Genomic DNA, 24,891 nt, shown 5'->3' with positions numbered 1-24,891 from the left:
TTAACTGAAAAGTTTTTCTGCTACTTTAAAGCCTTCTGTTTTTTGAATCTCTTCAACTAATGCTGAAAAGAGAAAATTATAATCCAAACCGTCTTTTGCAACGATAAAGCCACTTTCTTTTGGAACAACTTCCTCTGAAAGCTCCCATTGAACAGTAGCATCAGAAAGGGCGGTCAGCCATTCTTGCGTCACCTTCGTTTGAGAATACTCGCCTAAAAGAATGGTTGCTTTTCCTGTTAATTCAAGTGAACCTAATTGTGCTTTCATGAATTGTTGAAATTCTTCCGCTGACCATTCACTCATCTTTAAGACCACTTCGTCAAATAATTGGTTAAGATATGCTTGTTTTTTATTTAATGCATCCTGACGAATTTCTAGTGTTTGCCGTTGTTGGCGTTGTTTAAATTCTTTTAATAATTGTTGTTGTCGTTTTTCTATTTCATGTTCTTGCTTCAGCAAAATTTCTTGTTGTGCTGCTTGGAATTCTTGATCGATGCGCGTTTGTTCACTGGTGACATAGGCTTCGACTTCTTGCTTTCCTTGTTGCTTAATTTCACTGATGATTTTTTCAATGGCATCCATCCATCTGCCTCCTCAATTATTTGACGTTCAATACAAGTAAGAAGGAAATTACGAACCCTAAGATGGCATAAGTTTCAACCATGGCAGCATAGATAATTCCTTTTGTTGCATGTTCTGGTTTCTTCGCTAAAATTTGGATCCCCGCAGCGGCTACACGACCTTGGGCAATCCCAGAGAACAATCCTGCAAAAGCAATTGGTAAAGCTGCTACAAAATAGTTCAATCCTTGAACCATACTCATATCGTTTCCTAAGTTAATATAAATTAAGAAAGCAATAACGAAACCGTATAGTCCTTGTGTACCTGGTAATAACTGTAAAATTAACGCTTGACCAAATTTTTCTGGCTGCTCCGTCGTTAAAGCTGCTGCTGCTTCCCCAGTAAAGCCAACCCCTTTGGCTGATCCAATCCCAGCAAAAATTGTCGCCATTGCCATTCCTAATACTGCAAAAACAATTCCACCATTATTATTAATTAAGTAATCCATCATCTCTATTTTCCTCCAATAAATAATTTTCTATTTTTTCTCAACATTGACATACTTTTCTTTTGTTTTTAGCGGATTAAACGCCCGGCCACCGCCTGTGTAAAATTTTCCAAAGAACTCAACATATTGCAAACGTGCGCCATGAACATAAGCACCTAATAACGATAAGAATATGTTTAACGCATGTAAAACAATTAACAGCAAGATGCCCACGCTAAAACGGGCAACTGGCGGCATGAACTCTACGAGCATATTAAACGCTGAAGCAATACTTCCCCCAGCAATTCCTAACGCCATCAAACGTGTATAACTAACTAAATCACCGACATAACCTGTCACACCGTATAGTCCATACAGTCCTTTGGCTAAGCCTTTTAATTTGGCCTTCGATTGAATCATTGGAATCACAATAATTGCAATGGCAGAAAGGCTAGCTAAAATCGCACCTGCTGTAAATAAGCCTTCATTTTTAACCACTAATTTACCAACGACTAACAATGCTAAACCAAACAAAATCCCTAACCAAGCGTAACTTTCGTTAATACTATCTAAATAGCGCTTTTGTTTTGATAACTGAATCCCATTAATCATTAAACCGACAACCAATTGGATAAACCCAAAAATAACCGATAAAATAAGAATCGTATTTACATCTTCGGTCGTTGATAAAATCGGAAATGGTGATTTGATTCCAAACATTGTTGGCGGTAATGCCGCACCGAAAAACGAACCGTAAATGAAGCCCCAAATAATTGTTGGAAATGATAAAATCAAGAAAAAGTCGGCAAAACGTTTCATGCCTCTCGGTAACACAAATGCTTTCAACGCAATAATAGACAAGAGTAGCATCAGTAAGCCATAGCCAATATCCGCTACCATCATGCCAAAAAAGACTAGATAAAACGGCATCATCGCGGGTGTCGGATCAACTTCTTCATATTTTGGTAAGCTATACATCTCTGTTAACATTTCAAACGGCTGCACCAATTTATTATTCGCTAGTTTAACTGGTATATCCGTCTCAATTTCCGCCTTCGTAGGATTTTCAAAAGTAAGAGCTATTTCGTCCTTAGGAACTTTTTCTTCAATCGCTGTCAAAATATCGGCTTTTTCTTCGACTGGAATCCACGTTTGCAAGATGAAAAATGATGAAGCATTTAACAAATGTTGACGTGCTTGTTCTCTTTGGATAACCGCCAACAAGACTTCTTCAGCCAAACAAAACGTTTCATAGAAATCATGATAAGAAGCCAGTTGTTGCTTTAAGGCTTTTTCTTCTTTTTGTAAAATTTCATATCGTTCTTTGACTTGTTGATATGCCTCTTTAGGCGGAACATCATAACGGTATTGGAGTGGTTCAAAACTATATTGGTTTAATAACTCGGTTACACTCTGCTGATGTTCCTTCAGGTAAACGAGTGTAAAGTAACTATGATGCATACTTTGATAAATTTCTTCAAAATAAACCGTTGGCCATTGAGACAAAGCGCTCAAGAAACTGGCTTTATTGGCTAGATTTATCGAACCATGAACGACATGACTACTTTTTAACTGCTGTTTGTGTGGTAGAACATCCAGATATTGCCAGCGGCCTAATAATTCTTCTTCTGCTTCTAACCCTTGACGATCCGTTTGAATTTGTTTCAAAGATTCTTGAATATTCTTTAATTCCGTCAAATAGCTTTGTAATGTTTCTTCATCAAAGGTTTGTTCCAACTCTTCTAAGGTGTAGACTTTTCTTTTTATCTTTAAGCCTTTTCCTGAAGAGCGTGTCAAAAATAAAAGAAGCTCTTGTAATTGTTGTAGCATCGTTTCATATTTACGTAGCTGTTCAGTTGACTGTTCTGCTTGTAAAAAAGAATATTGACTCTTTAAGGCTTGTTCTTCTTCAGGCGAATGAAAAATCCGTTTTACTTCGACAATTTGCAGGCCTTGAATGGCTTGTAGAATTGCTGCTTCTTTTTCGGCAGCGGCAATTATTGTCATTTTTTCCATTTTACTAACTGCCATAAACGTCTTTCACCCTCTCAATAATTGAATCAATGACTTGTTCTTTGTTCGCTTCGTAACGTTCGTGAAGCGCTTGTTCAGTGCGCTTTGTTTCATCTAAAAGTTGTTCTTTTTCAAGTTGTAACATCTTTTCTTGCGTTGCTAGTGAATCCGTCAGCACTTTTTCAACAGCTTCTTCACTCTCTTGACGTAGTTCAGCTAAACGTTCTTGCTTCTGTTCTTCATATAAACGACAATTCATCTTAGCTTGTTGCCGATGCTCTTCCACCGCATCCTCCGCTGCCTTGATTTGCTCTAGTACTTCTTGTACCATTGTCTCCACCTCCTTATTTTTTACACCTTTAGCATATAAGAAAAAGGACTAGCGAAATAGAGATACGCTCAGCCCTTTTGTTTTAGGTATGCAAAAAGGCGCAAACTCAAAAATTGTTCTTCTCACCCCTTGAAGAACTGAATCCTTGAAGCTTTCGCCCAACCATTCTTTATTCAATACTCTACCATCTTAGCAAAGTTTTTCGCAAAATTCAATACTTACCCAAATGAATTAAAATAACAAATTTTCACTTTTATAATAGGTAATAAAAAGGCATTATTTTTTTCGCTTTATAATTATTGATCTTGAATTTTTTTCACATAGATGTGCTATACTTACGTAAACAATTAAATTTATTTGGAGGGATCTCTGATGAATATACGATATATTTCAATCTCTGGTAATACACGCTCATTTGTTCAACATTTAACAGCTTATGCCGAAGAGCAACATCAGCACAACGAAAAAAATCCTACGATTACTTTCAAAGAAATTTCGGAAAATTCTCCGTTAGAAGTAGAAACAGAACCATTTTTTACTTTTGTGCCTACCTATTTAGATGGTGGCGATGGCATCAACAACGGCAATACCGAAATTTTAACAGAAGTCATGCGAGAATATCTTGCTTTTGAAAATAATTATCGTTATTGCTCTGGCGTGGTGGGCAGCGGCAATAAAAACTTTAACCACCAATACTGCCTGACAGCTAAACAGTATGCGGAACAATTTAACTTTCCCTTCTTAGCTGACTATGAATTAAGAGGTACTCAAGCGGATATTGAACGAATTTATGCTATTTTAAAGGAAAACCAATAAGCAAGTTTCATTACTAAAAAGCTCACCTATGATAGACTACATTTTGAGGTGAAGAAAAATGAGAAATACATGGTTAGTAGAACAACTTCAGTCAATCAGCGAAGAACCCAATTCTTTTATTATCGAGGAAACCATCAAATATATTGAACAATTAGAAGATGATAATGAAAGTCTTCAAGTTGCATTGGAAGGAACCATTTGGAGTCCTAAAAAATGGAACGAACCTTTGGAAAAATAATTTAAACAGAAGAAAAGAGCCAGAAACACTTACGTTTCTGGCTCTTTTCTTCTGTTATTTACAAATTATAGACGTGCATTTAAATCTTTTGCTAATTCTTCAAATCCTGGTTTACCTAATAAAGCGAACATGTTGCGTTTGTAAGCTTCAACACCTGGTTGATCAAATGGATTAACCCCATTTAAGTAACCTGAGATACCCACCGCAATTTCGAAGAAGTACATAACATAACCTAATGAATAAGCATCCATTGTTGGCACTTTAACGATCATGTTTGGCACACCACCATCTGTGTGAGCAAGCAACGTACCTTCGAACGCTTTTGTATTGACGAAGTCAATTTCTTTTCCTTGTAAATAGCCTAGGCCATCTAAGTCTTCATTTTGTTCTGGAATTGAAATGCTATGGCGTGGATTTTCAATTTTAACTACTGTTTCAAATAAGTTACGCATACCTTCTTGAACATATTGACCCATGGAATGTAAGTCAGTTGAAAAGTCTGCGGCTGCTGGGAAAATACCTTTGCCATCTTTTCCTTCTGATTCACCGTATAATTGTTTCCACCATTCAGAGAAATAGTGCATGCCAGGCTCATAGTTAATTAACATTTCAGTTGTTTTGCCTTTACGATATAAAATGTTACGTAACGCAGCATATTGATAGGCTTGGTTTTCTTTTAAGTCGCTCGTTGCGCCGTATTCTTTACGTGCATCATTTGCACCTTCCATTAAACGATCAATATCCGCACCGCTAACAGCAATTGGTAAAAGACCTACTGGCGTTAAAACAGTGAAACGGCCGCCCACATCATCAGGAATCACAAATGTTTCCCAACCTTCCGCATCAGCTTCAACTTTTACTGCTCCTTTAGCACGGTCAGTTGTCGCATAAATACGTTTATTGGCTTCTTCTTTGCCATATTTATTAATTAATAACTCTTTAAAGACGCGGAAAGCAATCGCTGGTTCTGTCGTCGTTCCAGATTTTGAAATAACGTTGACAGAAAAATCACGATCACCAATCACATTGATTAAATCAGCTAAATAAGTTGAGCTGATGCTATTTCCAGCAAAGAAGATTTGTGGCGCTTTCCGTTCTTCTTTTGATAATAGATTATTAAATGAATGTGTCAAAAATTCAATTGCTGCACGGGCACCTAAATATGAACCACCGATACCAATGACTACTAATACCTCAGAGTCAGATTGAATTTTTGCTGCTGCTTTTTTAATGCGCGCGAATTCTTCTTTGTCATAGTTTTCTGGTAAATCAATCCAGCCAGTAAAATCATTACCAGCTCCTGTACCTTCACGTAATGCTTTGTCCACTGCAGTGACTTGTGTTTGCATGTATTCCAATTCATGGTCAGCAACAAATGGTGCTAATTTGGAATAATCTAATTGAATGTGTGACATTCCTTTTCCTCCTCGAAAGTAAACTTACTACATGTATACTTTACGTGTTTTTAGACATTTTTTCAAGCAAATTCTTTTGGATAGACCAATTGTTTAATTTTAACTATTTAATTAGAGATATTTATTCTCTTAATCAAACAAACCAATAAAAAATGCTAGGAAATCCTAGCATTTTTTGTTATTAAACGAGTCCTTGACTTAGCATCGCTGCCGCTACTTTTTCGAAGCCAGCAATATTCGCACCTAAAACAAAGTTATCTCGTGCCTGATATTCGTTAGCTGTATCACGACAAGTCTCATAAATGTTTTGCATAATTTGATCTAGCATACCGTCAACTTTTTCAAAGGACCAAGCTAAACGTTCAGCATTTTGGCTCATCTCTAATGCAGAAACCGCAACACCACCTGCATTAGCGGCTTTGCCTGGACAATAAATTACAGCTGATTTAGCAAAAACGGCGACTGCTTCTAGTGTACAAGGCATATTTGCGCCTTCTGCCACGACTTTCACTCCGTTTTTCACTAAAATAGCGGCTTGCTTTTCGTTGATTTCATTTTGTGTTGCACATGGTAACGCAATGTCATACGCTGTTTCGAAATCCCAAACAGATTCTTTATCATAATAAGTTGCGCCTTTACGTGTTTCAACATATTTTGAAATGCGTTCACGATTTTTTTCTTTTAGTTCTTTTACTAACGCCACATCAATTCCTTCTGGATCATAAACAAAACCAGACGAATCGGAACATGTGATTACTGTGGCGCCTAGCTCAGTTGCTTTTTCCATGGCATAAATTGCGACATTCCCGCTACCAGAAACAGCGACTTTTTTGCCTTCAAACGTATCGTTTTTATCTGCTAATAAATGTTTAACAAAATAAACCGTTCCATAACCCGTCGCTTCTGTTCTTGCTTGGCTTCCCCAGTATCCTAAAGGTTTTCCAGTCAACACTCCTGCATCATAGTTGCGCAAGCGTTTATACATGCCAAACAAATAACCAATTTCACGAGCGCCTACGCCAATATCGCCTGCTGGAACATCTGTACTTGGACCAATATGTTTTTGAAGCTCGGTCATGAAACTTTGACAAAAGCGCATCACTTCAGCATCTGACTTACCTTTTGGATCAAAATCACTACCGCCTTTGCCGCCACCGATTGGCAAACCAGTTAAACTATTTTTAAAAATTTGTTCAAAGGCCAAAAACTTCATCACACTTAAATTCACACTTGGATGAAACCGCAAACCACCTTTGTATGGTCCAATCGCTGAATTATATTGGACACGATAGCCTCTGTTCACATGCCAATTGCCCTGGTCATCTTGCCACGGCACACGAAATTGAAAAATACGTTCAGGTTCAATCAAGACACCTAAAACATTTGCTTCAATGTATTGAGGATTTTTTTCTAAAAAACCTTCTACGGTTGGTAAAAACTCATCGACTGCTTGTAAATATTCTGTTTGACCTTGGTCTAATTGGTGAATCTTTTCTTGAATATTTTTAACATATTGTTTTGCGTCCATTTAATCATCCTCTCATTGTTATAGGTTTATTTTAACTGAAAATTCAAAAATTACCATAGTCAAACGTTTATTTTTTTATTTATTTCTTTTTTGCATTTTTATTGCGCTAATGAAAGCGTTGACATATTTTTGTAAAGTATGTAATATAAAATTAGTAAGCAAAGATAAAAATTTGTTGATATTTTGCATTAAATACACTCTTATACATCAAGATGTATTTAAAGAAAAGAGGAATATTTATGGAAATGGAAAAATTTAAAGATGATTTAAAATCGTTAGGTAAAAGAGTAACAAAATTAAAGGAAAATATTGCTACCGAAGAAGCAACCAAAACTTCTTTAATTATGCCCTTCTTTCAAATACTGGGTTATGACATTTTTAATCCTTTGGAATTCGTTCCAGAATTTACTGCTGATGTAGGGATTAAGAAAGGGGAAAAAGTAGATTATGCGATAGTAATTGATAGTATTCCTACTATGTTAATTGAAGCAAAATCTGTCAACGAGCAATTAACAAAACATGATTCTCAATTATTTAGATATTTTGGGACTACGACATCAAAATTTGGAATATTAACAAATGGTAAAGAATATAAATTTTTTACCGATTTGGAAGAACCCAACAAAATGGACGTCTCTCCATTTTTAACTATTGATATAACTAATTTGAAGGATACACAAATACCAGAAATTGCTAAATTCCATAAAGACACATTTGATATTGATAAAATTACAAGTAGCGCTTCTGAATTGAAATATTTAAATAAATTTAAAGCTTTCTTATCAGATCAGCTTTTAGACCCTTCAGAAGATTTTGTAAAATATTTTGTTGGAGAAATTTATGGCGGAGTAAAAACTAAACAAACATTAGATAAGTTTACACCTATAATAAAAAAAGGAATAAATCAATTTATCAATGAAAAAGTAAATGAAAAGTTAAGTGCTGCATTAAATACTTCTGTTTCGGACAAAGAAGATGATTTGTCTGAACAGCCTGAAGATGAAATCGAGAATAATATAGTTACTACTCCTGAAGAATTAGAAGTTTACACAATTTCTAAACTCATTTTAAAAGATACAGTAGTGTTGGATAGGATATTTTACCGAGATAATAAAAGTTACTTTAATGTACTCCTTGATAATAATATCAGAAAATGGATTTTAAGATTTTACATGAATAATAATGGTATGAAAATAGAACTAAACAACGGATTAAAAGAATTAATTTCAATCGAATCACCATTAGATGTGTCTAATCATTCAGAAAAAATAATAAAAATTGTAAACGAGTTCGTATAAAACTAAGGAGCCAGTTAGTAAATTTTCAATTAGCTGGTTCCTTAGTTTTATTTATTTTTTCCTTAAATCCAGAAAAAATCCCGTAATTATGGTACACTACCTATTGAATTGGAGGAGAACTATGAAGAAATTTGATGTAATTATTGTCGGCGCTGGGACGAGTGGTATGATGGCCACGATTGCGGCTGCAGAAGCAGGCGCTCAAGTATTATTGATTGAAAAAAATCGCCGTGTTGGGAAAAAATTATTAATGACTGGTGGCGGCCGCTGTAATGTAACTAATAATCGGCCCGCAGAAGAAATCATTTCATTTATTCCTGGGAATGGAAAATTTTTATACAGCGCATTTTCACAATTTGATAACTATGATATCATGAACTTTTTTGAATCCAATAGTATTCACTTAAAAGAAGAAGATCACGGACGCATGTTCCCTGTTACAGATAAATCGAAGTCAATTGTTGATGCGCTATTTAACCGCATTAACGAATTAGGAGTCACTGTTTTTACAAAAACACAGGTCACAAAATTACTACGAAAAGACGATCAAATAATTGGCGTTGAAACCGAACTGGAAAAAATTTATGCACCGTGTGTTGTATTAACAACTGGCGGCCGCACTTATCCTTCCACAGGAGCAACTGGTGATGGCTATAAACTAGCCAAAAAAATGGGGCATACCATCAGCCCACTATACCCTACCGAATCACCTATTATTTCTGAAGAACGTTTTATCCTTGATAAAACGTTGCAAGGTCTCTCTTTACAAGATGTTAATTTAACTGTTTTGAACCAAAAAGGAAAACCTTTAGTTAATCATCAAATGGATATGCTGTTTACACATTTTGGCATTTCAGGACCTGCCGCGCTCCGCTGTTCTAGTTTTATTAACCAAGAATTAACTCGCAACGGCAATCAGCCTGTCACGGTAGCCTTGGATGTGTTTCCGACAAAATCTTTTGAAGAAGTGCTGAAAAATGTTGATTGCATGATTGAGGAACAGCCAAATAAAGTGGCAAAAAATGCCTTTCATTCTTTAATACCAGAACGTCTGCTCACTTTTTATCTAGAGAAACTAGCAATTGAAGAAGTGCCTGCCAAACAACTAACAGAAAAGCAACGTCTTTCCTTTGTGGAACTACTGAAAGACTTTCAGTTCACTGTTACGAAAACATTGCCTTTGGAAAAATCTTTTGTCACAGGCGGTGGGATTTCCCTCAAAGAAGTGACCCCTAAAACAATGGAGAGCAAATTAGTCAATGGTTTATTTTTTGCTGGTGAACTTTTAGATATTAATGGCTATACTGGAGGCTACAATGTTACAGCTGCATTTGTCACTGGACATGTTGCTGGCTCCCATGCCGCAGAAATTGCAGAATACACCTATTTACCAATTGAAGAAGTCTAAACAAAAAGTCGCTAAAATAGCGACTTTTTGTTTACTTTTTTTATTTATCAATAATTTTCCCGTTTTCTAAATAAATAGTGCGGGTGGCTACTTTTTCCACAAACGTTTCATCATGCGAAGTGAAAATTACTGTTCCTTGATAGGCACTTATAAATTCTTCAAGTGCTTGGATTGTCTCTAAATCAAGAAAATTGGTGGGTTCATCCAATAAGATGATATTATTTGGTTCTATAAATAATTGAGCCAAAGTAATTTTTATGGCTTCGCCACCACTTAGAGAAGATATCTTTGTCTGTAAATTTTCTTGTTGAAAACCTAGTCGATATAAAAGTGAACGCACAATCTTTTCAGAATAATTTGTCCGCTTCAATAAATAAGTCAACAGTGGTTCATCATTTTTTAATCGATAATCTAATTGATGATACGTTCCTAACCTGACTTTGGGAGAAAAGTAAATGGCCGGGTGACGGGCTTCAATTTGTTGAAGGAAAGTACTCTTCCCAGCACCATTTTTTCCACAAAGTGCTATTTTTTCGTTTAAAGGAATTTGAACGTTCACTTGGTTAAGAATTGTTCGATTCTCATAAGCGAAAGTTAAATTTTCAATTCTAATTGGATATGGATTGTATAAAGAGAACTGATTATTAGTAGGAAAAATAATTTTTCGCTCTTGTTTTGCTTGCGCAACATCGGGTAATCTGTCAATTCTGCCCCTAAAATGAGAGAATCGGACTTTAGTAGGATACAATTTTACCGAAACTATGGCAAAATAAAGACGGAGGTGAAAACCATGAAGATTACATTGACACGAAAAACATCAGCTTGGGGCGCGTTACGCTATTTTACATTTTATAAAAATGGTGTGCATCAAGGGAAACTTTTTACTAATGTACCTATTGAAATTGAGGCTGATCCTGGGGATGTTTTAACGTTCTATGAAGGCTGGTTCCAGTTTTATCGGCGCATTGAAGTTACTGAAGATACCAAAGAAATCACGATTATCAATTCTAAAAAATTGCAACACGTTTTTTATACCTGTGTCGTCTTATTTTTAATTTTAACGCTATTATTCCTTTCCGCACAGAAACTTTCGACATTTATTATTGCTGAAATTTTAATTTACTCTGGTATTCAGTGGCTGTTCCGCCAACAAACCTATCATTTTACTGTCAAGAAAAAAACGGAATCCTTTGCTTCCTATTCTAAAAAAAGTATCGCACACTAAACGAATCTTTAGCGTGCGATATTTTTTAATTACTTTTCATTAATTCGGCCACATATATGACTGTTTCTGGTTGTGTTTCTTCAATTTTATTAATCGCATCTGCAAAATTCGGTAAATGTGCTTTGTGGGCAATTAATAATTCGTCCAACAAGGTCTTCGCCATGACGCCGCCAGGAACTAATGGATTAATAGTGAAAGCATGCAATGCTGCGCCGTAATCACCATTGATGGCTGCTCGAATAACCGTTTCTTCCATAGCTTTCATATTTTGAATAATTCCTCGTGCTGCTGGCGGAAAGGCCCCCCAGTTGTAAGGTTCATGGCCATGTGCTGTCACAGGACCAGACACTTCTACAACACAATCATACGGTAAATCAGTAATTGTCCCATTATTTTCAGTAGAAACAACCATATCCGTTCGTTTATCATTATAAATTGATGCGATCATTTCACAAGCTGCATCGCTATAGTGTGTGCCGCCCCGTTCTTCTAATTCTTTTGGTTTGTAATCTAGTTTGGGATCTTTATACAATTCAAACAGACGACCTTCCGTTTCTTTAACCACTTGTGCTCTTGTTTCGCCCCGTTCATACTCTTCGATAGAATGCTTCAACATCTCATCTTCAATATAATAATAGCGATGATAACCACATGGTAACATTCCTAAATCTTTTAACTGTTCATAATGGAACGGCGCATCAAAAATATTTTTCAAATGACTTTCTTGCTCTTGCTTAGGCCCGTAAATTAAATCAATGAGTTCTTGTGTTCGCTCTTGTCCTTCTTTGTCCCAAACGCGGTGCCAATGGAAATGATTAATTCCAGCAAATTTAAAGAATAAGTCTTCTTCTGGAATTCCCAGCATTTCGGCCGCTTGTTTTCTATGACCAATCGGCACATTACATAAGCCAACTGTTTTTTTCCAACCGCCATGTTTAATTGCGGCTTCCGTAACCATTCCAGCTGGATTGGTAAAATTCACTAACCAAGCATCTGGGCAAAGACGTTTCATATCGTCAATAATAGCTAAAATGACAGGAATTGTTCGAAATGCTTTAAACATTCCTCCCGCGCCATTTGTTTCTTGGCCTAATACCCCATGGGACAAAGGAATCCGTTCATCTTTAATGCGAGCATCTAATAATCCTACACGAAACTGTGTTGAAACAAAATCCGCCCCTTTTAAGGCTGCTTCACGGTCCAATGTTAAATGAACTTCCCAATCTAAACCAGCAGCTTTAATCATGCGCTTCGCCATTGCACCAACGATTTCCAATTTTTCTTTACCAGCTTCAATATCGACTAACCAAATTTCCTTAATTGGCAGTTCATCTTTTCTTTTAATGTATCCTTCAATTAATTCAGGTGTATAACTAGAACCGCCACCAATTGTTGCAATTTTTAATGCTCCTCTTGTCATCCGTCTTCTTCCTCCTTGATTAAATTGTTATCGTTTACATCTTTAGGATAAATTATGGGAATGTTCCCATGTCAAGCACTATTTTCAAAAAAATGTATGCTATACTTCTTATAAGAATACATTCCACTTTGGAGGTAAAAAATGACGTCTATCATTGATGTAGCAAAAGTTGCCGGTGTCTCGAAATCGACTGTTTCTCGCTTAATTTCTGGAAAAGGATATGTGAGTGCCGATAGTCAAGAAAAAATTCTCAAAGCAATGAAAGAATTAAATTATACCCCGAATTATGTGGCGCGGAATTTACGAGCAGGTGCCACAAAAACCATTGGCTTTTTAGCCCCTAGCTATTTAGGTTCCTTAGGCATTTTCTTGAATCGCTTTATTTCAATTGCCAAAAAATACAATTATTCCGTAACCTTATTTTTTACAGATGGCGATCAGCAGAAAGAAATTGATGCCTTGAACCAATTAAAATACAAACAATTAGATGGCTTGTTTTTATTGACACGAACAAATGAATGGTCGGTGATTGAGCCTTACAGCGCGTATGGCCCTTTAGCAACCTGGCATCGTATCGATTCACCCAATATATATTCTTCCTACATTGATCATTACTCTGGTTATTATCGTTCCTTAGAATATTTACAACAACAAGGATACCAAAAAATTGGTCATGTCCTCGGTAATCCCGAAAATTTAAACACGCACGCACGAAAACGTGCAATGAAAGATTTTTATGAAAACACTCAGGCACCTTGGCAAGCTGAGTGGCTGATTAATGATCAGTATACTAACCATTCTGGTCGCAAAATTGCCCATTACTGGCAACAATTAACCGACAAGCCAGAAGCTTTGGCCTTTTATAATGATCACGTAGCAGCTGAGTTTATTTCAGAACTTGAAAATCTAAATTATGCCGTTCCTCGCGATGTCGCTGTCATTGGCTTTGATAATAGTTATGTCAGTGAGTTGATGCATATTACGACTGTTGATTATGCCATTCAGTATCAAGCCGAAAACTCATTTATTTACCTATACAACCAATTAAATCAGACGAACATTCCTGAAAAAAAATTAACCGTTCGTCTAGTTGAACGACGAACGGTGCCTAAAAAAGACCCGGCAGATCAGTCACTTTGACTGATTTACCGGGTGCTTTTAGAGTTAAACAAAAATTATTTATGCTTTTGTTCATTTTTTAAAATAGAAATTGACTGTTTTAAGGATTGAATCATGCCGCCTTCGCTGTATACAAGAACGTTTGATTTGTATAAACGAGCAGAGAAGATTGTTAAAATAATTCCAAAGACTGCCAAAATCACTAATGAGACAATTGCTTCCATTGTTGATGCCGTTTCGGTCGCCAAGCGTACTGGCATAATGTATGACGAAATCAGCGGAATAAAGGAAGTCACTTTCACCACTATATTTTGTGGATCATTCGTCCCAAACGTAATGCCAATCATATAACCGATTAAACCAATATACATGATGGGCTGAACTGCTTTTGCTGTATCCTCTGGTTTGGAAACAAGAGAACCACAAAGTGCTGCCAAAACAGCAAAAACGAGAATACCAATAATGAAAAAGCCTAATGTAAAAATAAAGGTTGATGAAAAAATACTTTGTGGTGAAATACCACTTAATAGACTTTTCATAAAATCAAGATTTTTCAATTGAGAATAGCCGAGAACAAACGCCACTCCGTAAATAAAAATTTGTGTTAAAGCTACTAGAATAACCCCAGTTAATTTGCCATAAAAATGGGTTTGCGCTTTTGTACTAGAGAGAATAACTTCCATGATTCTAGTGCCTTTTTCAGAAGCAATCTCTTGGGCAATAATTGAAGAATAACTGCTGATGAAGACAAATAACAAAATTGTTATCCCCATTGCTAACGCCATTTGAATCCCTGTGTTATCTTCTCCTGTTTTTATTTTGCCATTTTCATCAAAACTAATTTTGGCTTTTTTAAATGTTGCTTGTTGATTCAACATGGCAACTTGCTCAGCTGTTAGGTTTAAACGATTGGCATTCGCCATTGTTTGTAATTGGTTTAACATTTGAGGAATTAGCATTTCGGTTGCATTTCCTAAAGAGCGTTCAGAGTAAAGCTGACCAGAAATCTGATTATCTGTAGTGTCCAAAAGTAAATAGGCATCAATTTTTTCGTCTTTTAATTGTTCTTGGGCCTTTTTCTCAGAAGAAACAGCTTTGAAAGAAAAGTCCTCTGTTTTATTCTTTGTCAACTCTTTAACGAGCGCTTGATTTTCCGAAACCAGACCAATGGTAGTATCTCCTGAAAAACCGCTAGCTAGAGAGCCCGCTAAGTAAACAATTCCTACAAGAAGAAATGGCGCTAAAATCATGATTAAGAAAGACAGCGACTTCACATTTTTCTTATAGACATCAGTCGCAATAATCCAAAATTTACTCATCTTGCCCACCTACTTTCATTTTGAAAATTTCTTCCAATGTTGGTGGTTGTTGATTAAACATTGGAATGTAGCCGTTGGCTGTCGCTTTATCAAACAACACTTTGCCCACTTCAGCGTTTTCTAATGTCGCTTCTAAGACGCCATCTTGTCGCAAGTGCGCTTCTTTCACACCTGCTGTAGCAGCAACTTCCTCAACAGATAACGGTGATTCTAAAAATAATTTTGTTCGACCAAATTGTTGTCGAATTTCATGAACCTGACCATCTAAAACCATGCGTCCATTTTTTAACATGACTAAATGGTCACAGATTTTTTCCACATTGTCCATATTATGACTGGAAAAAATGACACAAGAACCTTGATTTTTCAATTCAATAATGCCGTCTTTTAATAATTCTGCATTAACTGGATCCAAGCCACTGAATGGTTCGTCTAAAATAATTAACTTCGGTTCATGAATAAGTGTCGCAATCAATTGAACTTTTTGTTGATTGCCTTTTGATAAAGATTTAACTTTATCCGTTTTTTTGCCTTTAACTTGAAATTTTTCCATCCAAAAGTCAATTTTAGGTTCAATTTCTTTTTTAGTTTTTCCCCGCAACGAAGCGAAATAAATTAGTTGGTCTTCAATCGTAATTTTAGGATATAAACCCCGTTCTTCTGGTAAATAACCAATAATATTGTACTCTTTTTCATTTAATGGTTGACCATTCCATAAAACCGACCCGCTATCTTGTGTTAAAAAATTTAAAATCAAGCGAAACGTAGTTGTTTTCCCGGCACCATTTTGGCCAATTAATCCTAAAATTTTCCCGTCCGGTATCGTAAAGGATACATGATCAACTGCTTTAAAATCCCCAAAGGTTTTGACTAACTCTTTTACCTCTAACACATAAACGCCCCCTTCACTTTTTCTAAACCGCTGTTTAGTTACTCATATCGTATCTTTCCTGTGTTGGCTTGTCAATGACAATTGTTATGGAAAGATGTTGCACTTTAATCAGACGCTTTATTTTCTGCTAAGCGAAAAAGGCCATCCGTCTCGGCAGAAATATGCACTTCATTTGCGGTCAAGCCTGTGCTTTCATAAAATGTATTTTTAAATTCCTTTGCCGATTTTGATGATTGACAGGCCCAAATTCGACCTGTACGATTCAACCACGTACCCAATTCATTCATCAAACGCTCATCAATCAGTAATTGATTTGGTACTTTTTTAAATTTTATTTGATAAACGGGTGTTAGTATTTTCATGATCAGACGTCCTCTCTTTTAAGTTAGTTTTAGTATATCACGAAAGAAATCGTTATCATATTTTCTTGAGAGTTCAACTTTTCATGAAAAAATTGAATAAAAAAACCAGACAAATTAGGAAAAGCACCTAATTGGTCTGGTTCATTTTCATTTATTTTTCTATCTCAGAGGTTGTTTCTTGGTGTAAATGACGATACACATTCTTTGCGACAGTTTCAGGTAACCCAGCTTTTCTTAATTCTTCAACACTGGCTGCCGTAATATTTTTAAGCGATTTAAATTCTTTTAAAAGATTTTTTTTGCGTTTCGGTCCCAAGCCTTCAATGTTATCTAATTTGGAAGCAAAACTATTTTTACTACGTAATTGACGATGGAATGTGATGGCGAAACGATGGACTTCATCTTGGATTCGTTGCAACAAGAAAAATTCTTGTGAGTTTCTTTCCAATGGTACAACTTCTAAGTTTGGACCAAATAAAAGTTCACTCGTTTTGTGCTTGTCGTTCTTGGCTAATCCAGCTACAGGAATATCGACTCCTAGTTGATTGGCTAACACATCTTTAGCAACATCGACTTGGCCTTTACCACCATCGATTAAAATTAAATCAGGAAAAGGCAAGCCTTCTTTTAAAACTCGTGAATATCTGCGATAAATGACTTCTCTCATAGAAGCGTAATCATCAGGACCTTGCACAGTTTTTATTTTATATTTTCGATACTCATTTTTAGCTGGCCGTCCGTCAATAAACACAACCATCGCAGAAACAGGGTTTGTTCCCATAATATTTGAATTATCAAATGCTTCAATTCGAATGGGCGCAGGTATGTTCATCGCATTGCCTAATTTTTCAACTGCGCCAATTGTTCGTTCTTGTTTCCGTACAATCAAATCAAATTTTTCATTTAAAGCAACTGCAGCATTTTTACTGGCTAATTTAACCAGTTTTTTCTTTTCTCCCCGTTGCGGCTGCAAGATTTTCGTAGCTAATAAAGCTTCAACGCTTTCTTTATCAATGTCATCAGGAATCAAGACTTCTTTTGGCACAAAATGCTCATTCTCTTGATAAAATTGTCCAATAAAAGTTAAAAATGCTTCACTGGCATCATCATAAAATGGAAAAATCGATACATCACGTTCGATTAATTTTCCTTGTCTGACAAAGAATACTTGGACACACATCCAGCCTTTATCAACAGCATAACCAAACACATCACGATCAATTAAATCTACATTCGTCATTTTTTGGCGGGTCATAACTGTTTCAATCGCTTTAATTTGATCGCGAAATTCTGCAGCTTTTTCAAATTCCATATGTGCAGCTGCATAAGCCATTTTTTCTTGTAAGCGGTCCTGAATTTCTGTATGTCCACCAGAGAGAAACCCTTTAATCTCTTCCACCATATCTTTGTAGACTTGCGGATCCACATCAAAAGCATAGGGACACAGACATTGTCCTAAATGATAATACAAACAAGGTGTTTTTTGCGACGGATTACATTTTCGCAAAGGAAAAAGCCGATCTAACAGTTTCTTTGTTTCATTCGCTGCATTTACATCTGGATATGGGCCAAAATATAACGCTTTGTCTTTTAAAACCTTTCGAGTAATCATTAAACGAGGATATTTTTCGTTTGTGATTTTGATAAAAGGATAGGTTTTATCGTCTTTTAACATGATGTTATATTTGGGATTATTTTTATGGATTAAATTAATTTCTAATAAAAGTGCTTCAATATTCGATTCTGTCACAATATATTCAAAATCATCGATTTCACTGACTAATCGTTCTGTCTTAGTATCATGGCTACCACGAAAATAAGATCGGACACGGTTTTTCAAAATTTTGGCTTTCCCAACATAGATAATCGTGCCGTTTTTATCTTTCATTAAATAACAACCAGGTTGATCAGGAAGCAGTGCTAATTTATTTTTTATTCGTTCGTTCATACGATACTTCCTTTCTAACAAAATGCTTCGTCTATTATACACCTCTTTTTGTAATTAAACAAAAAAAGCCGCTACTTTATGTACGAAAGAAACAGCCTGAAAAGACAATCGCTAATGATTTCTCTTCAGACTGAATCAGACTATTCGTAATGACTAATCAACGTTTATAAGTGTTTGGCAATCATTGCTTGCAATTGGTCTTTTGTATGAACACCGACTGCTTTTTCAACAACTTCGCCATCTTTTTTCAATAGCAATGTTGGGATGCTCATGATTCCAAAACTTGCTGGTGTTGCAGGATTTTCATCCACATCCATTTTGACGATTTTCACTTCGTCTTCATCATATTCTTCAGATAATTGTTCTAAGATGGGTGCTTGCATACGACAAGGGCCACACCAAGTTGCCCAAAAGTCGATTAAGACTAATCCTTCATCTGTTTCTGTTGCAAAATCTTTATCGGTAATTGCTTGTGTCATTTCACAAACCTCCTACTCTTTACTCTTATTACATGCTTAGTATAACACGTCATCTCTAAGATAGCGAGTGTTCTGCTTACTTATTGTAAGTCCTTATTTATTGGAATTTTACGACAGTCGCACCATTACCACCTTGGTTTTGTGGCGCAAATTCATAGCTTTTCACACTGCGGTGATTTTTTAAAAATTCCGTTATTCCGGTTCTTAATGCACCTGTTCCTTTGCCGTGAACAATGGTTACTTGTGGATAGCCCGCTAGAATCGCAGCATCAATGTATTGGTCAACTTCTGCCAATGCTTCTTCGTAGCGTTTGCCACGTAAGTCTAGTTGTGTGCCAACATGACTGCTTTCTGCAGAACGAACCGTTGTAACTCTTGGTTTTGCTTCTTTTTGTGGAGCGACAGGCGTCATATCCTCTTCAGAGACGTTCATTTTTAAAATGCCCAATTGGACTTGCCATTGTCCTTTGCCGTTGTCTTTTAATAATGTCCCTCGTTGGCCGTAAGTATTGACAATTACTTCATCGCCAGCTTTTAATTTTTTCTGTTCTTTGGCCTTCTTCAACACTTTGTTTTTAGCAAGCTTGGTTTCTTCATGGTGTAATTGAGAAAGTTGTGTTTTCGCATCAATTAACTGATGTTCTTTGACACCACCTTGTTGGCCACTTTCCAATTGCATTTTGCGAATATCAGAAATAATGGTTTCCGCATTTTCTTCCGCTTCTGCAATAATTTTATTCGCTTCTTTCCGCGCTTTTTGTAATTCTTTTTCTCGTTCTTCAAAAAATACTTGATAGGCTTCTTTCAGTTCTTTATGCAAAGCGGCCGATTCATCGACATAGTGGCGAGCTTCTAAATATTCAGTTTCGGCCATTTTGCGACGGTTTTCCAGGTCTTCAATCATTTCGTTTAAATCTTGACTTTCACCGTCCATTATTTGTTTTGCAGCTTCAATAATACTGTTGTCTAATCCAAGACGTTTCGAAATTTCAAAAGCATTACTTCGGCCAGGCACGCCAATTAATAAACGATAGGTTGGACTCAAAGTATCTACATCAAATTCCATACTGGCATTGATTGTTCCAGCTCGATTATAGCCATACACTTTTAATTCAGGATAATGGGTTGTTGCCATCACATAGGCTCCTTTAGCACCCAATGAATCTAAAATGGCAATCGCTAAAGCGGCTCCTTCTTGCGGATCTGTCCCAGCACCTAATTCATCAAATAGTACTAAACTTTGATGATCGACTTTTTTTAAGACAGACACGATATTCGTCATATGTGAAGAGAAAGTACTTAGACTTTGTTCAATCGATTGTTCATCCCCGATATCCGCAAATACTTCTGTAAAAATACCCATTTTACTCTCTTCTTCCACTGGAATAGGTAATCCAGCTTGGCCCATTAATTGTAAAAGACCTAACGTTTTCAGAGTAATGGTTTTCCCGCCGGTATTAGGCCCCGTAATCACAATTGCTTGATATTCTTCTCCAATCACAATGTCATTGGCTACAGCTTTTTCTGGATCCAATAGTGGGTGCCGGGCTTGTTTAAAAACTACATGATTTGCTTGACTAATTTCTGGAACAACTGCTTTTAGTTCTTTTCCTAGTCGCGCCTTAGCATTAATAAAATCAAGTTTACCGATGACATAAGCATTATGCGTAATTTCACGGCGATAAGGAACCAACTCAGCCGACAGTTCTGCCAAGATGCGAGTAATCTCATTTCTTTCGGCAATTTGTTGTTGTCGCAAACGATTATTCATTTCTAAAATTTGTTTAGGTTCAATAAATAAGGTTTGACCTGAAGCACTTTGGTCGTGAACCACGCCACCAAAAATATTTTTATATTCTTGTTTGACTGGAATCACGTAGCGTTCATTTCGCATAGTAACAAGGGCATCACTTAGGTAACGTGCGTTTTTCCCACGAATAATACTATCTAGTTCTTCTCGAATGGTCTGCTCACTACGACGAATATTTTGCCGAATTGCCTTTAAGGCTGGCGAAGCTTCATCTGTGACGTAGCCATCATCATCAATGGCTTGTTTGAGTTGGCGATTTAATTCAGGCAAAACTTCTAGTTGCTCTCGCCACATATATAAACGTTCAAAATCCACTTCATTTTCACTTAACTCATCAAAAAAACGAGTCAGTTCTGAAGTAGTCGACAAGACACGGCCTACTTGTGCTAATTCTACACCATTTAAATCCGCACCAATTTCAATCCGTTTCATGTGTGGTTGGATATTTTCTAATTTAGGAATGGGGATTCCACCACGTAATCGTTGAACTTTTAAACCATCCTGTGTTTCATTTAACCATGCTTGAATTTTATTTTCATCAGCAATCGGTAATAATTCCGAAACTTCGTTTGTCCCCTGAGCTGTCACAATAAATTGCAACAACTGTTGTTTTACTTTATCAAACCCTAATGTTGATAGAATACGCTGATTCATTTTTCCACCTACTTTTCTAACTTTTTCATTTGTTGAAAAGACTGAGACATAACATAAGAAGTTTCGCTTTGCTCACTTACTTCTTATCTCTATCTCAGTCCCATTCAGCTTTATTTCGTAATTGGTTCAACCCATAATTCATATGCTTGTTTTGTTAGAATTGGGGTATTTTTTACAATGCCTCGTGCCAAGCCACTTGACCGAAACTGATTTTGGACAATATCTGACGGAATCATTGACGCCGTAGCTAACACTAGAAAAAGACCCACGTATAATACAAGAACACTTAATACGCCACCTAATAGTCCATTTACCTGTTTCAAAACTGGAATAAATGTTAATCCATGTAAAAAGATAGCTAAAAAACGAACGACTAACCAGCCTGCAAACAGCAATAATAGAAACGCAACCGCTGAATAAAAGGCTTTGTCCAAGTCTAAAGAAATCTCTTGATTAAAAAAGACAAGCTTTGACGTTGGCGTAACCGATGGATATGGAATATACAATTCTAAATGAGAAGCGACCTCTTTGTAATAGGTTCGAGCAACAAAATATGAAATTAAGTAACCCACCGAATAGAGCACTTGTAAAATCAAGCCTCGTTTAGCTCCTGTATAAAATCCAAAGGCTAAAAGTAATAAAATAAGTATTGTTAACATCTTGTCATCCTTTCAGGAACTACTCCGAAACACCTTTATTTTGAATCTGCTGTTTTCGATTTTCATTCAAAATTTGTTGGGCTTCCACATGATTATGAATTTCTACATCTTCTTGTCCATTCTTTTTCAAAACATCTCGTGCTTCTTCTTCGATAATTTCCATTCGGCGCACACGATTCTCTAATTCAGCCAAACGAATGGTTTTCTGTTTTAAGTCTGCTACTTGTTTTTCCAATTTTAAAGCATATTCTTGTTTTTTTAGTTGATCTGAAATTGCATTAATTGCTAATAAAACAGAAGCTTGTTCCGTATCAGTTTGCGGAGAAAGATGTTTAATTTCCGCCAGTTGTTCGTTGACAATTTTTGTGACTAAATCCATATGTTGTTTTGACTCTTGGCCAATAATTGTATACGTATGGTCTGCAATGATTGCTTTATATCGTGTTTTTTCATTTGATGCCATGTTGAGGTTCCCTCCTGTAAATCAATCCATTCTTGCTTATTGTACCATGAAAAAAAAGCGAAGCGCAATTTTCGTACAAATTCTCTCTTATTATATGCCACAAAGCGAAAAATTTAAAGATTTCTTTACAAGAACTCTGGCAATTTAAGAACGAATAGAAATTGTGTAGGAGAAAAAGCGTGGAACAAAAAGTCAAAGTGATTTTTGTCCCACGCTCAAAACCTGATAATCAGCTAAAAACGTTCGTCTCAGCTGTACTTTTTAAGGCTTAGTTATTATCTTTCATCTTTTCTACACGTAAACAACGCATAGCATTTAAAACAGCGATAATAGTTACACCAACATCAGCAAACACTGCTGCTTGCATTGAAGCCAAGCCTAATGCACCTAGTACCAAGACAATGATTTTAACAGCAATCGCAAAGATAATGTTTTGTTTAACAATTCTCAATGTTTTTCTTGATAATTTAATCGCAGAGGCGATACGACTTGGTTCATCATTCATAATCACCACATCAGCTGCTTCAATTGCCGCGTCACTTCCTAAACCACCCATGGCAATCCCAACATCAGCCCGGGCTAAAACAGGTGCATCATTCATACCGTCACCAACAAAGGCAACTTTGTTTTTAGGTGAAGATGCTTTTAACAACTCTTCTAAACGATCCACTTTGCCATCTGGTAAAAGTTCTGCATAAACTTTGTCAACACCAACTTCTTTTGCAATAGCTTCTGCAACTTGTTGATTGTCTCCAGTCAGCATAACAGTTTGTTTGACCCCTTCAGCTTTTAATTCTTTTATTGCTGAAATGGCATCTGGTTTCAATTGATCCGCAATCACTAAGTAGCCTGCAAATTGATTATCAATAGCGACAAAAATTAAAGTTCCCGCTTCCTTCACTTCTGGTGCTTCGATACCAAATTGTTTCATTAACTTCGCATTACCGACTAAAACTGTTTTGCCTTCAATTGTGGCTTTGATACCGTGTCCGGCAACCTCTTCAATTGCTGTTGCTGGAACAGTTTCTTTGCCATAGCTTTCTTTAATAGAAATAGCAATAGGATGAGTGGATAATTGTTCTGCTGTTGCTGTTAAACGCAACAACTCTTCTTCAGGTAAAACAACACTAGTTATGTTTTGAACCACAAAATTTCCTTTTGTTAGCGTACCAGTTTTATCAAAAACAATCGTTTCCGTATTCGCTAAAATTTCTAAATAGTTGCTTCCTTTAATTAAAACACCTAGTTTGCTGGCTCCGCCAATTCCACCGAAGAAACTTAAAGGAACAGAAATGACTAAGGCACATGGACAAGAAATAACCAAGAACGTTAATGCCCGATAAACCCATTCATTAATAGAAGTATCAGGGAAAATAAATGGTGGAATCACTGCCAATAAGACAGCTAAAACAACGACAACTGGTGTATAGTAACGAGCAAATTTAGAAATAAAGTTTTCTGCAGGGGCTTTTTTACTGCTAGCATTTTCAACTAAATCTAAAATTTTGCTAACTGTTGAATCCCCAAATTTTTTCGTAACATTAATGGTCAAGGCCCCATTTTTATTGATAAAACCACCTAAGATTTCATCGCCGACTTTGACCGTTCTTGGAACGGATTCACCAGTTAACGCAGAGGTATCTACCATGCTTGATCCATCAATAATTTGACCATCTAATGGAACTTTTTCACCTGGTTTCACTAATATTTGTTGCCCAATTTCAATTGTATCTGGAGCGACCGCTTTTATTTGTCCATTTACTAAAAGATTTGCTGAATCTGGACGAATATCCATTAATTTGGCAATTGATTTTCTGGATTGATCAACCGCAGCACTTTGGAACCATTCGCCGACTTGGTAGAATAACATTACTGCCACAGCTTCGGGATATTCCCCAATAAAGAATGCCCCAATCGTTGCCACAGACATTAAGAAATTTTCATCAAACACTTCCCCGCGAAAAATATTCGTTACCGCTCGTTTGACAATGTCGCCACCAATTAAGACATAAACGACTAAATAAGACGTCAAAGCAACCCAATTATTACTTGGCTTAATGATAATAAGTGCTAAAAATAAAACAAATGCAATAATGATACGAATTAAGCGATTCTTATTTGGATTACGTCCCTCTTCTTCTTTGACATCTTTTAAAGAAATAACTTTGACATCTGGCTCTAACTTACCAATCACTGCACGCGCTTCATTTTCGACTTCTAAATCATGTCCTGATTCAACTTCCAGTGTCATCTTTTCAGCCATGAAGTCCACACGCGCTTTTTCTACTCCGTGAATTTTTTGGACAGATTTTTCAATTTTGTCTGCACAACTTGCACAATCAAGTCCTTCTAGTTTATAACTCTTTTGCATTTAAACACCTTCACTCCCTATATAATAGCGATTATTCCGTTTACATGAATAACCTTTCATGAATCTATTATAAAT

Annotated in this window: 22 protein-coding genes, 1 pseudogene and 1 other annotated feature; of the genes and pseudogenes, 6 read left to right on the top strand and 17 right to left on the bottom strand. The window is 36.4% G+C overall.

Annotated elements, in window-relative coordinates; genetic code table 11:
• The 4 genes from IGJ03_RS05820 to IGJ03_RS05805 are packed head-to-tail and all read right to left on the bottom strand — an operon-like array spanning position 1 to position 3,392.
• Positions 1-582 carry a V-type ATP synthase subunit E gene (locus IGJ03_RS05820; protein WP_002365627.1) on the bottom strand — a complete coding sequence of 194 codons (582 nt, stop codon included), beginning with the start codon at positions 580-582 and terminating at the stop codon, positions 1-3.
• A gap of 16 nt (positions 583-598) precedes the next feature.
• Complete coding sequence (locus IGJ03_RS05815) at positions 599-1,072, bottom strand: V-type ATP synthase subunit K (protein WP_002363905.1); 474 nt, start codon at positions 1,070-1,072, stop codon at positions 599-601.
• A 27-nt stretch (positions 1,073-1,099) separates the two neighbouring features.
• Positions 1,100-3,079, bottom strand: coding sequence for a V-type ATP synthase subunit I (locus tag IGJ03_RS05810; RefSeq protein WP_375804720.1), 1,980 nt, complete (start codon positions 3,077-3,079; stop codon positions 1,100-1,102).
• A complete protein-coding gene (locus tag IGJ03_RS05805) occupies positions 3,069-3,392 on the bottom strand; it encodes a V-type ATPase subunit F (protein WP_002381927.1) in 324 nt (107 codons plus the stop codon). Before IGJ03_RS05805 ends, IGJ03_RS05810 begins: the two co-directional genes overlap by 11 nt.
• A 116-nt stretch (positions 3,393-3,508) precedes the next feature.
• Positions 3,509-3,556, bottom strand: a sequence feature (sodium ion sensor (DUF1646 type); this cis-regulatory element may regulate processes involved in with the transportation of sodium ions).
• Positions 3,557-3,764: 208 nt separating this feature from the next.
• Between IGJ03_RS05805 and nrdI the strand changes: the two genes are divergently transcribed.
• Both nrdI and IGJ03_RS05795 read left to right on the top strand, forming a co-directional pair.
• A complete protein-coding gene (gene nrdI, locus IGJ03_RS05800; protein WP_375804719.1) occupies positions 3,765-4,208 on the top strand; it encodes a class Ib ribonucleoside-diphosphate reductase assembly flavoprotein NrdI in 444 nt (147 codons plus the stop codon).
• A gap of 58 nt (positions 4,209-4,266) precedes the next feature.
• Positions 4,267-4,446, top strand: coding sequence for a hypothetical protein (locus IGJ03_RS05795; RefSeq protein ID WP_438711095.1), 180 nt, complete (start codon positions 4,267-4,269; stop codon positions 4,444-4,446).
• A 65-nt stretch (positions 4,447-4,511) separates the two neighbouring features.
• Here IGJ03_RS05795 and IGJ03_RS05790 read toward each other — a convergent pair whose 3' ends face one another.
• Complete coding sequence (locus tag IGJ03_RS05790; RefSeq protein WP_002357685.1) at positions 4,512-5,861, bottom strand: glucose-6-phosphate isomerase; 1,350 nt, start codon at positions 5,859-5,861, stop codon at positions 4,512-4,514.
• A gap of 181 nt (positions 5,862-6,042) precedes the next feature.
• Positions 6,043-7,389 (bottom strand): NADP-specific glutamate dehydrogenase, encoded by a 1,347-nt coding sequence (gene gdhA, locus IGJ03_RS05785; protein WP_002360402.1) that lies wholly within the window; start codon positions 7,387-7,389, stop codon positions 6,043-6,045.
• Positions 7,390-7,628: 239 nt separating this feature from the next.
• Between gdhA and IGJ03_RS05780 the strand changes: the two genes are divergently transcribed.
• A complete protein-coding gene (locus tag IGJ03_RS05780) occupies positions 7,629-8,687 on the top strand; it encodes a type I restriction endonuclease (RefSeq protein WP_375804718.1) in 1,059 nt (352 codons plus the stop codon).
• A gap of 121 nt (positions 8,688-8,808) precedes the next feature.
• Positions 8,809-10,095, top strand: coding sequence for an NAD(P)/FAD-dependent oxidoreductase (locus tag IGJ03_RS05775; RefSeq protein WP_438711093.1), 1,287 nt, complete (start codon positions 8,809-8,811; stop codon positions 10,093-10,095).
• Between the two features lie 40 nt (positions 10,096-10,135).
• Here IGJ03_RS05775 and IGJ03_RS05770 read toward each other — a convergent pair.
• Positions 10,136-10,804 (bottom strand): annotated as a pseudogene (locus IGJ03_RS05770) (ATP-binding cassette domain-containing protein); the annotation flags it as partial.
• A gap of 9 nt (positions 10,805-10,813) precedes the next feature.
• Between IGJ03_RS05770 and IGJ03_RS05765 the strand changes: the two are divergent.
• Positions 10,814-11,320 (top strand): hypothetical protein, encoded by a 507-nt coding sequence (locus IGJ03_RS05765; protein WP_002357693.1) that lies wholly within the window; start codon positions 10,814-10,816, stop codon positions 11,318-11,320.
• Positions 11,321-11,345: 25 nt separating this feature from the next.
• Here IGJ03_RS05765 and IGJ03_RS05760 read toward each other — a convergent pair whose 3' ends face one another.
• Positions 11,346-12,740 (bottom strand): 6-phospho-beta-glucosidase, encoded by a 1,395-nt coding sequence (locus IGJ03_RS05760; RefSeq protein ID WP_375804717.1) that lies wholly within the window; start codon positions 12,738-12,740, stop codon positions 11,346-11,348.
• A gap of 141 nt (positions 12,741-12,881) precedes the next feature.
• Between IGJ03_RS05760 and IGJ03_RS05755 the strand changes: the two genes are divergently transcribed.
• Positions 12,882-13,880, top strand: a complete 999-nt coding sequence (locus IGJ03_RS05755) for a LacI family DNA-binding transcriptional regulator (protein WP_002363900.1) — start codon at positions 12,882-12,884, stop codon at positions 13,878-13,880.
• 35 nt (positions 13,881-13,915) lie between these two features.
• Here the strand turns inward: IGJ03_RS05755 and IGJ03_RS05750 are convergent, their stop codons facing one another.
• From IGJ03_RS05750 to IGJ03_RS05710, 9 genes are all read right to left on the bottom strand, one after another.
• Positions 13,916-15,178, bottom strand: coding sequence for an ABC transporter permease (locus IGJ03_RS05750; protein ID WP_002357698.1), 1,263 nt, complete (start codon positions 15,176-15,178; stop codon positions 13,916-13,918).
• Entirely contained in the window at positions 15,171-16,070 is a 900-nt protein-coding gene (locus tag IGJ03_RS05745; protein WP_002357699.1) for an ABC transporter ATP-binding protein, read from the bottom strand. The genes IGJ03_RS05750 and IGJ03_RS05745 overlap by 8 nt, the downstream gene beginning before the upstream one ends.
• A 104-nt stretch (positions 16,071-16,174) precedes the next feature.
• Positions 16,175-16,432 (bottom strand): DUF3884 family protein, encoded by a 258-nt coding sequence (locus tag IGJ03_RS05740; protein WP_002369461.1) that lies wholly within the window; start codon positions 16,430-16,432, stop codon positions 16,175-16,177.
• A gap of 151 nt (positions 16,433-16,583) precedes the next feature.
• On the bottom strand, positions 16,584-18,380 hold the full coding sequence (gene uvrC, locus IGJ03_RS05735) for an excinuclease ABC subunit UvrC (RefSeq protein ID WP_002366633.1): 1,797 nt from the start codon (positions 18,378-18,380) through the stop codon (positions 16,584-16,586).
• Between the two features lie 164 nt (positions 18,381-18,544).
• A complete protein-coding gene (gene trxA, locus IGJ03_RS05730; protein ID WP_002357703.1) occupies positions 18,545-18,859 on the bottom strand; it encodes a thioredoxin in 315 nt (104 codons plus the stop codon).
• A gap of 97 nt (positions 18,860-18,956) precedes the next feature.
• On the bottom strand, positions 18,957-21,323 hold the full coding sequence (locus IGJ03_RS05725) for an endonuclease MutS2 (RefSeq protein ID WP_002361764.1): 2,367 nt from the start codon (positions 21,321-21,323) through the stop codon (positions 18,957-18,959).
• A gap of 110 nt (positions 21,324-21,433) precedes the next feature.
• Positions 21,434-21,982: a CvpA family protein gene (locus IGJ03_RS05720; protein ID WP_002357705.1), complete on the bottom strand. Its 549-nt coding sequence runs from the start codon at positions 21,980-21,982 to the stop codon at positions 21,434-21,436.
• Between the two features lie 19 nt (positions 21,983-22,001).
• On the bottom strand, positions 22,002-22,445 hold the full coding sequence (gene zapA / locus IGJ03_RS05715) for a cell division protein ZapA (RefSeq protein WP_002357706.1): 444 nt from the start codon (positions 22,443-22,445) through the stop codon (positions 22,002-22,004).
• A 268-nt stretch (positions 22,446-22,713) separates the two neighbouring features.
• Positions 22,714-24,816 (bottom strand): heavy metal translocating P-type ATPase, encoded by a 2,103-nt coding sequence (locus IGJ03_RS05710; protein WP_375804716.1) that lies wholly within the window; start codon positions 24,814-24,816, stop codon positions 22,714-22,716.
• Positions 24,817-24,891: the final 75 nt, after the last annotated feature.

The organism is Enterococcus sp. DIV1315a (assembly GCF_051712325.1).
GTDB lineage: Bacteria > Bacillota > Bacilli > Lactobacillales > Enterococcaceae > Enterococcus > Enterococcus faecalis.
The sequence above is the reverse complement of the archived record's forward strand: the minus strand, read 5'-3'. Positions and strand labels throughout refer to the sequence as shown.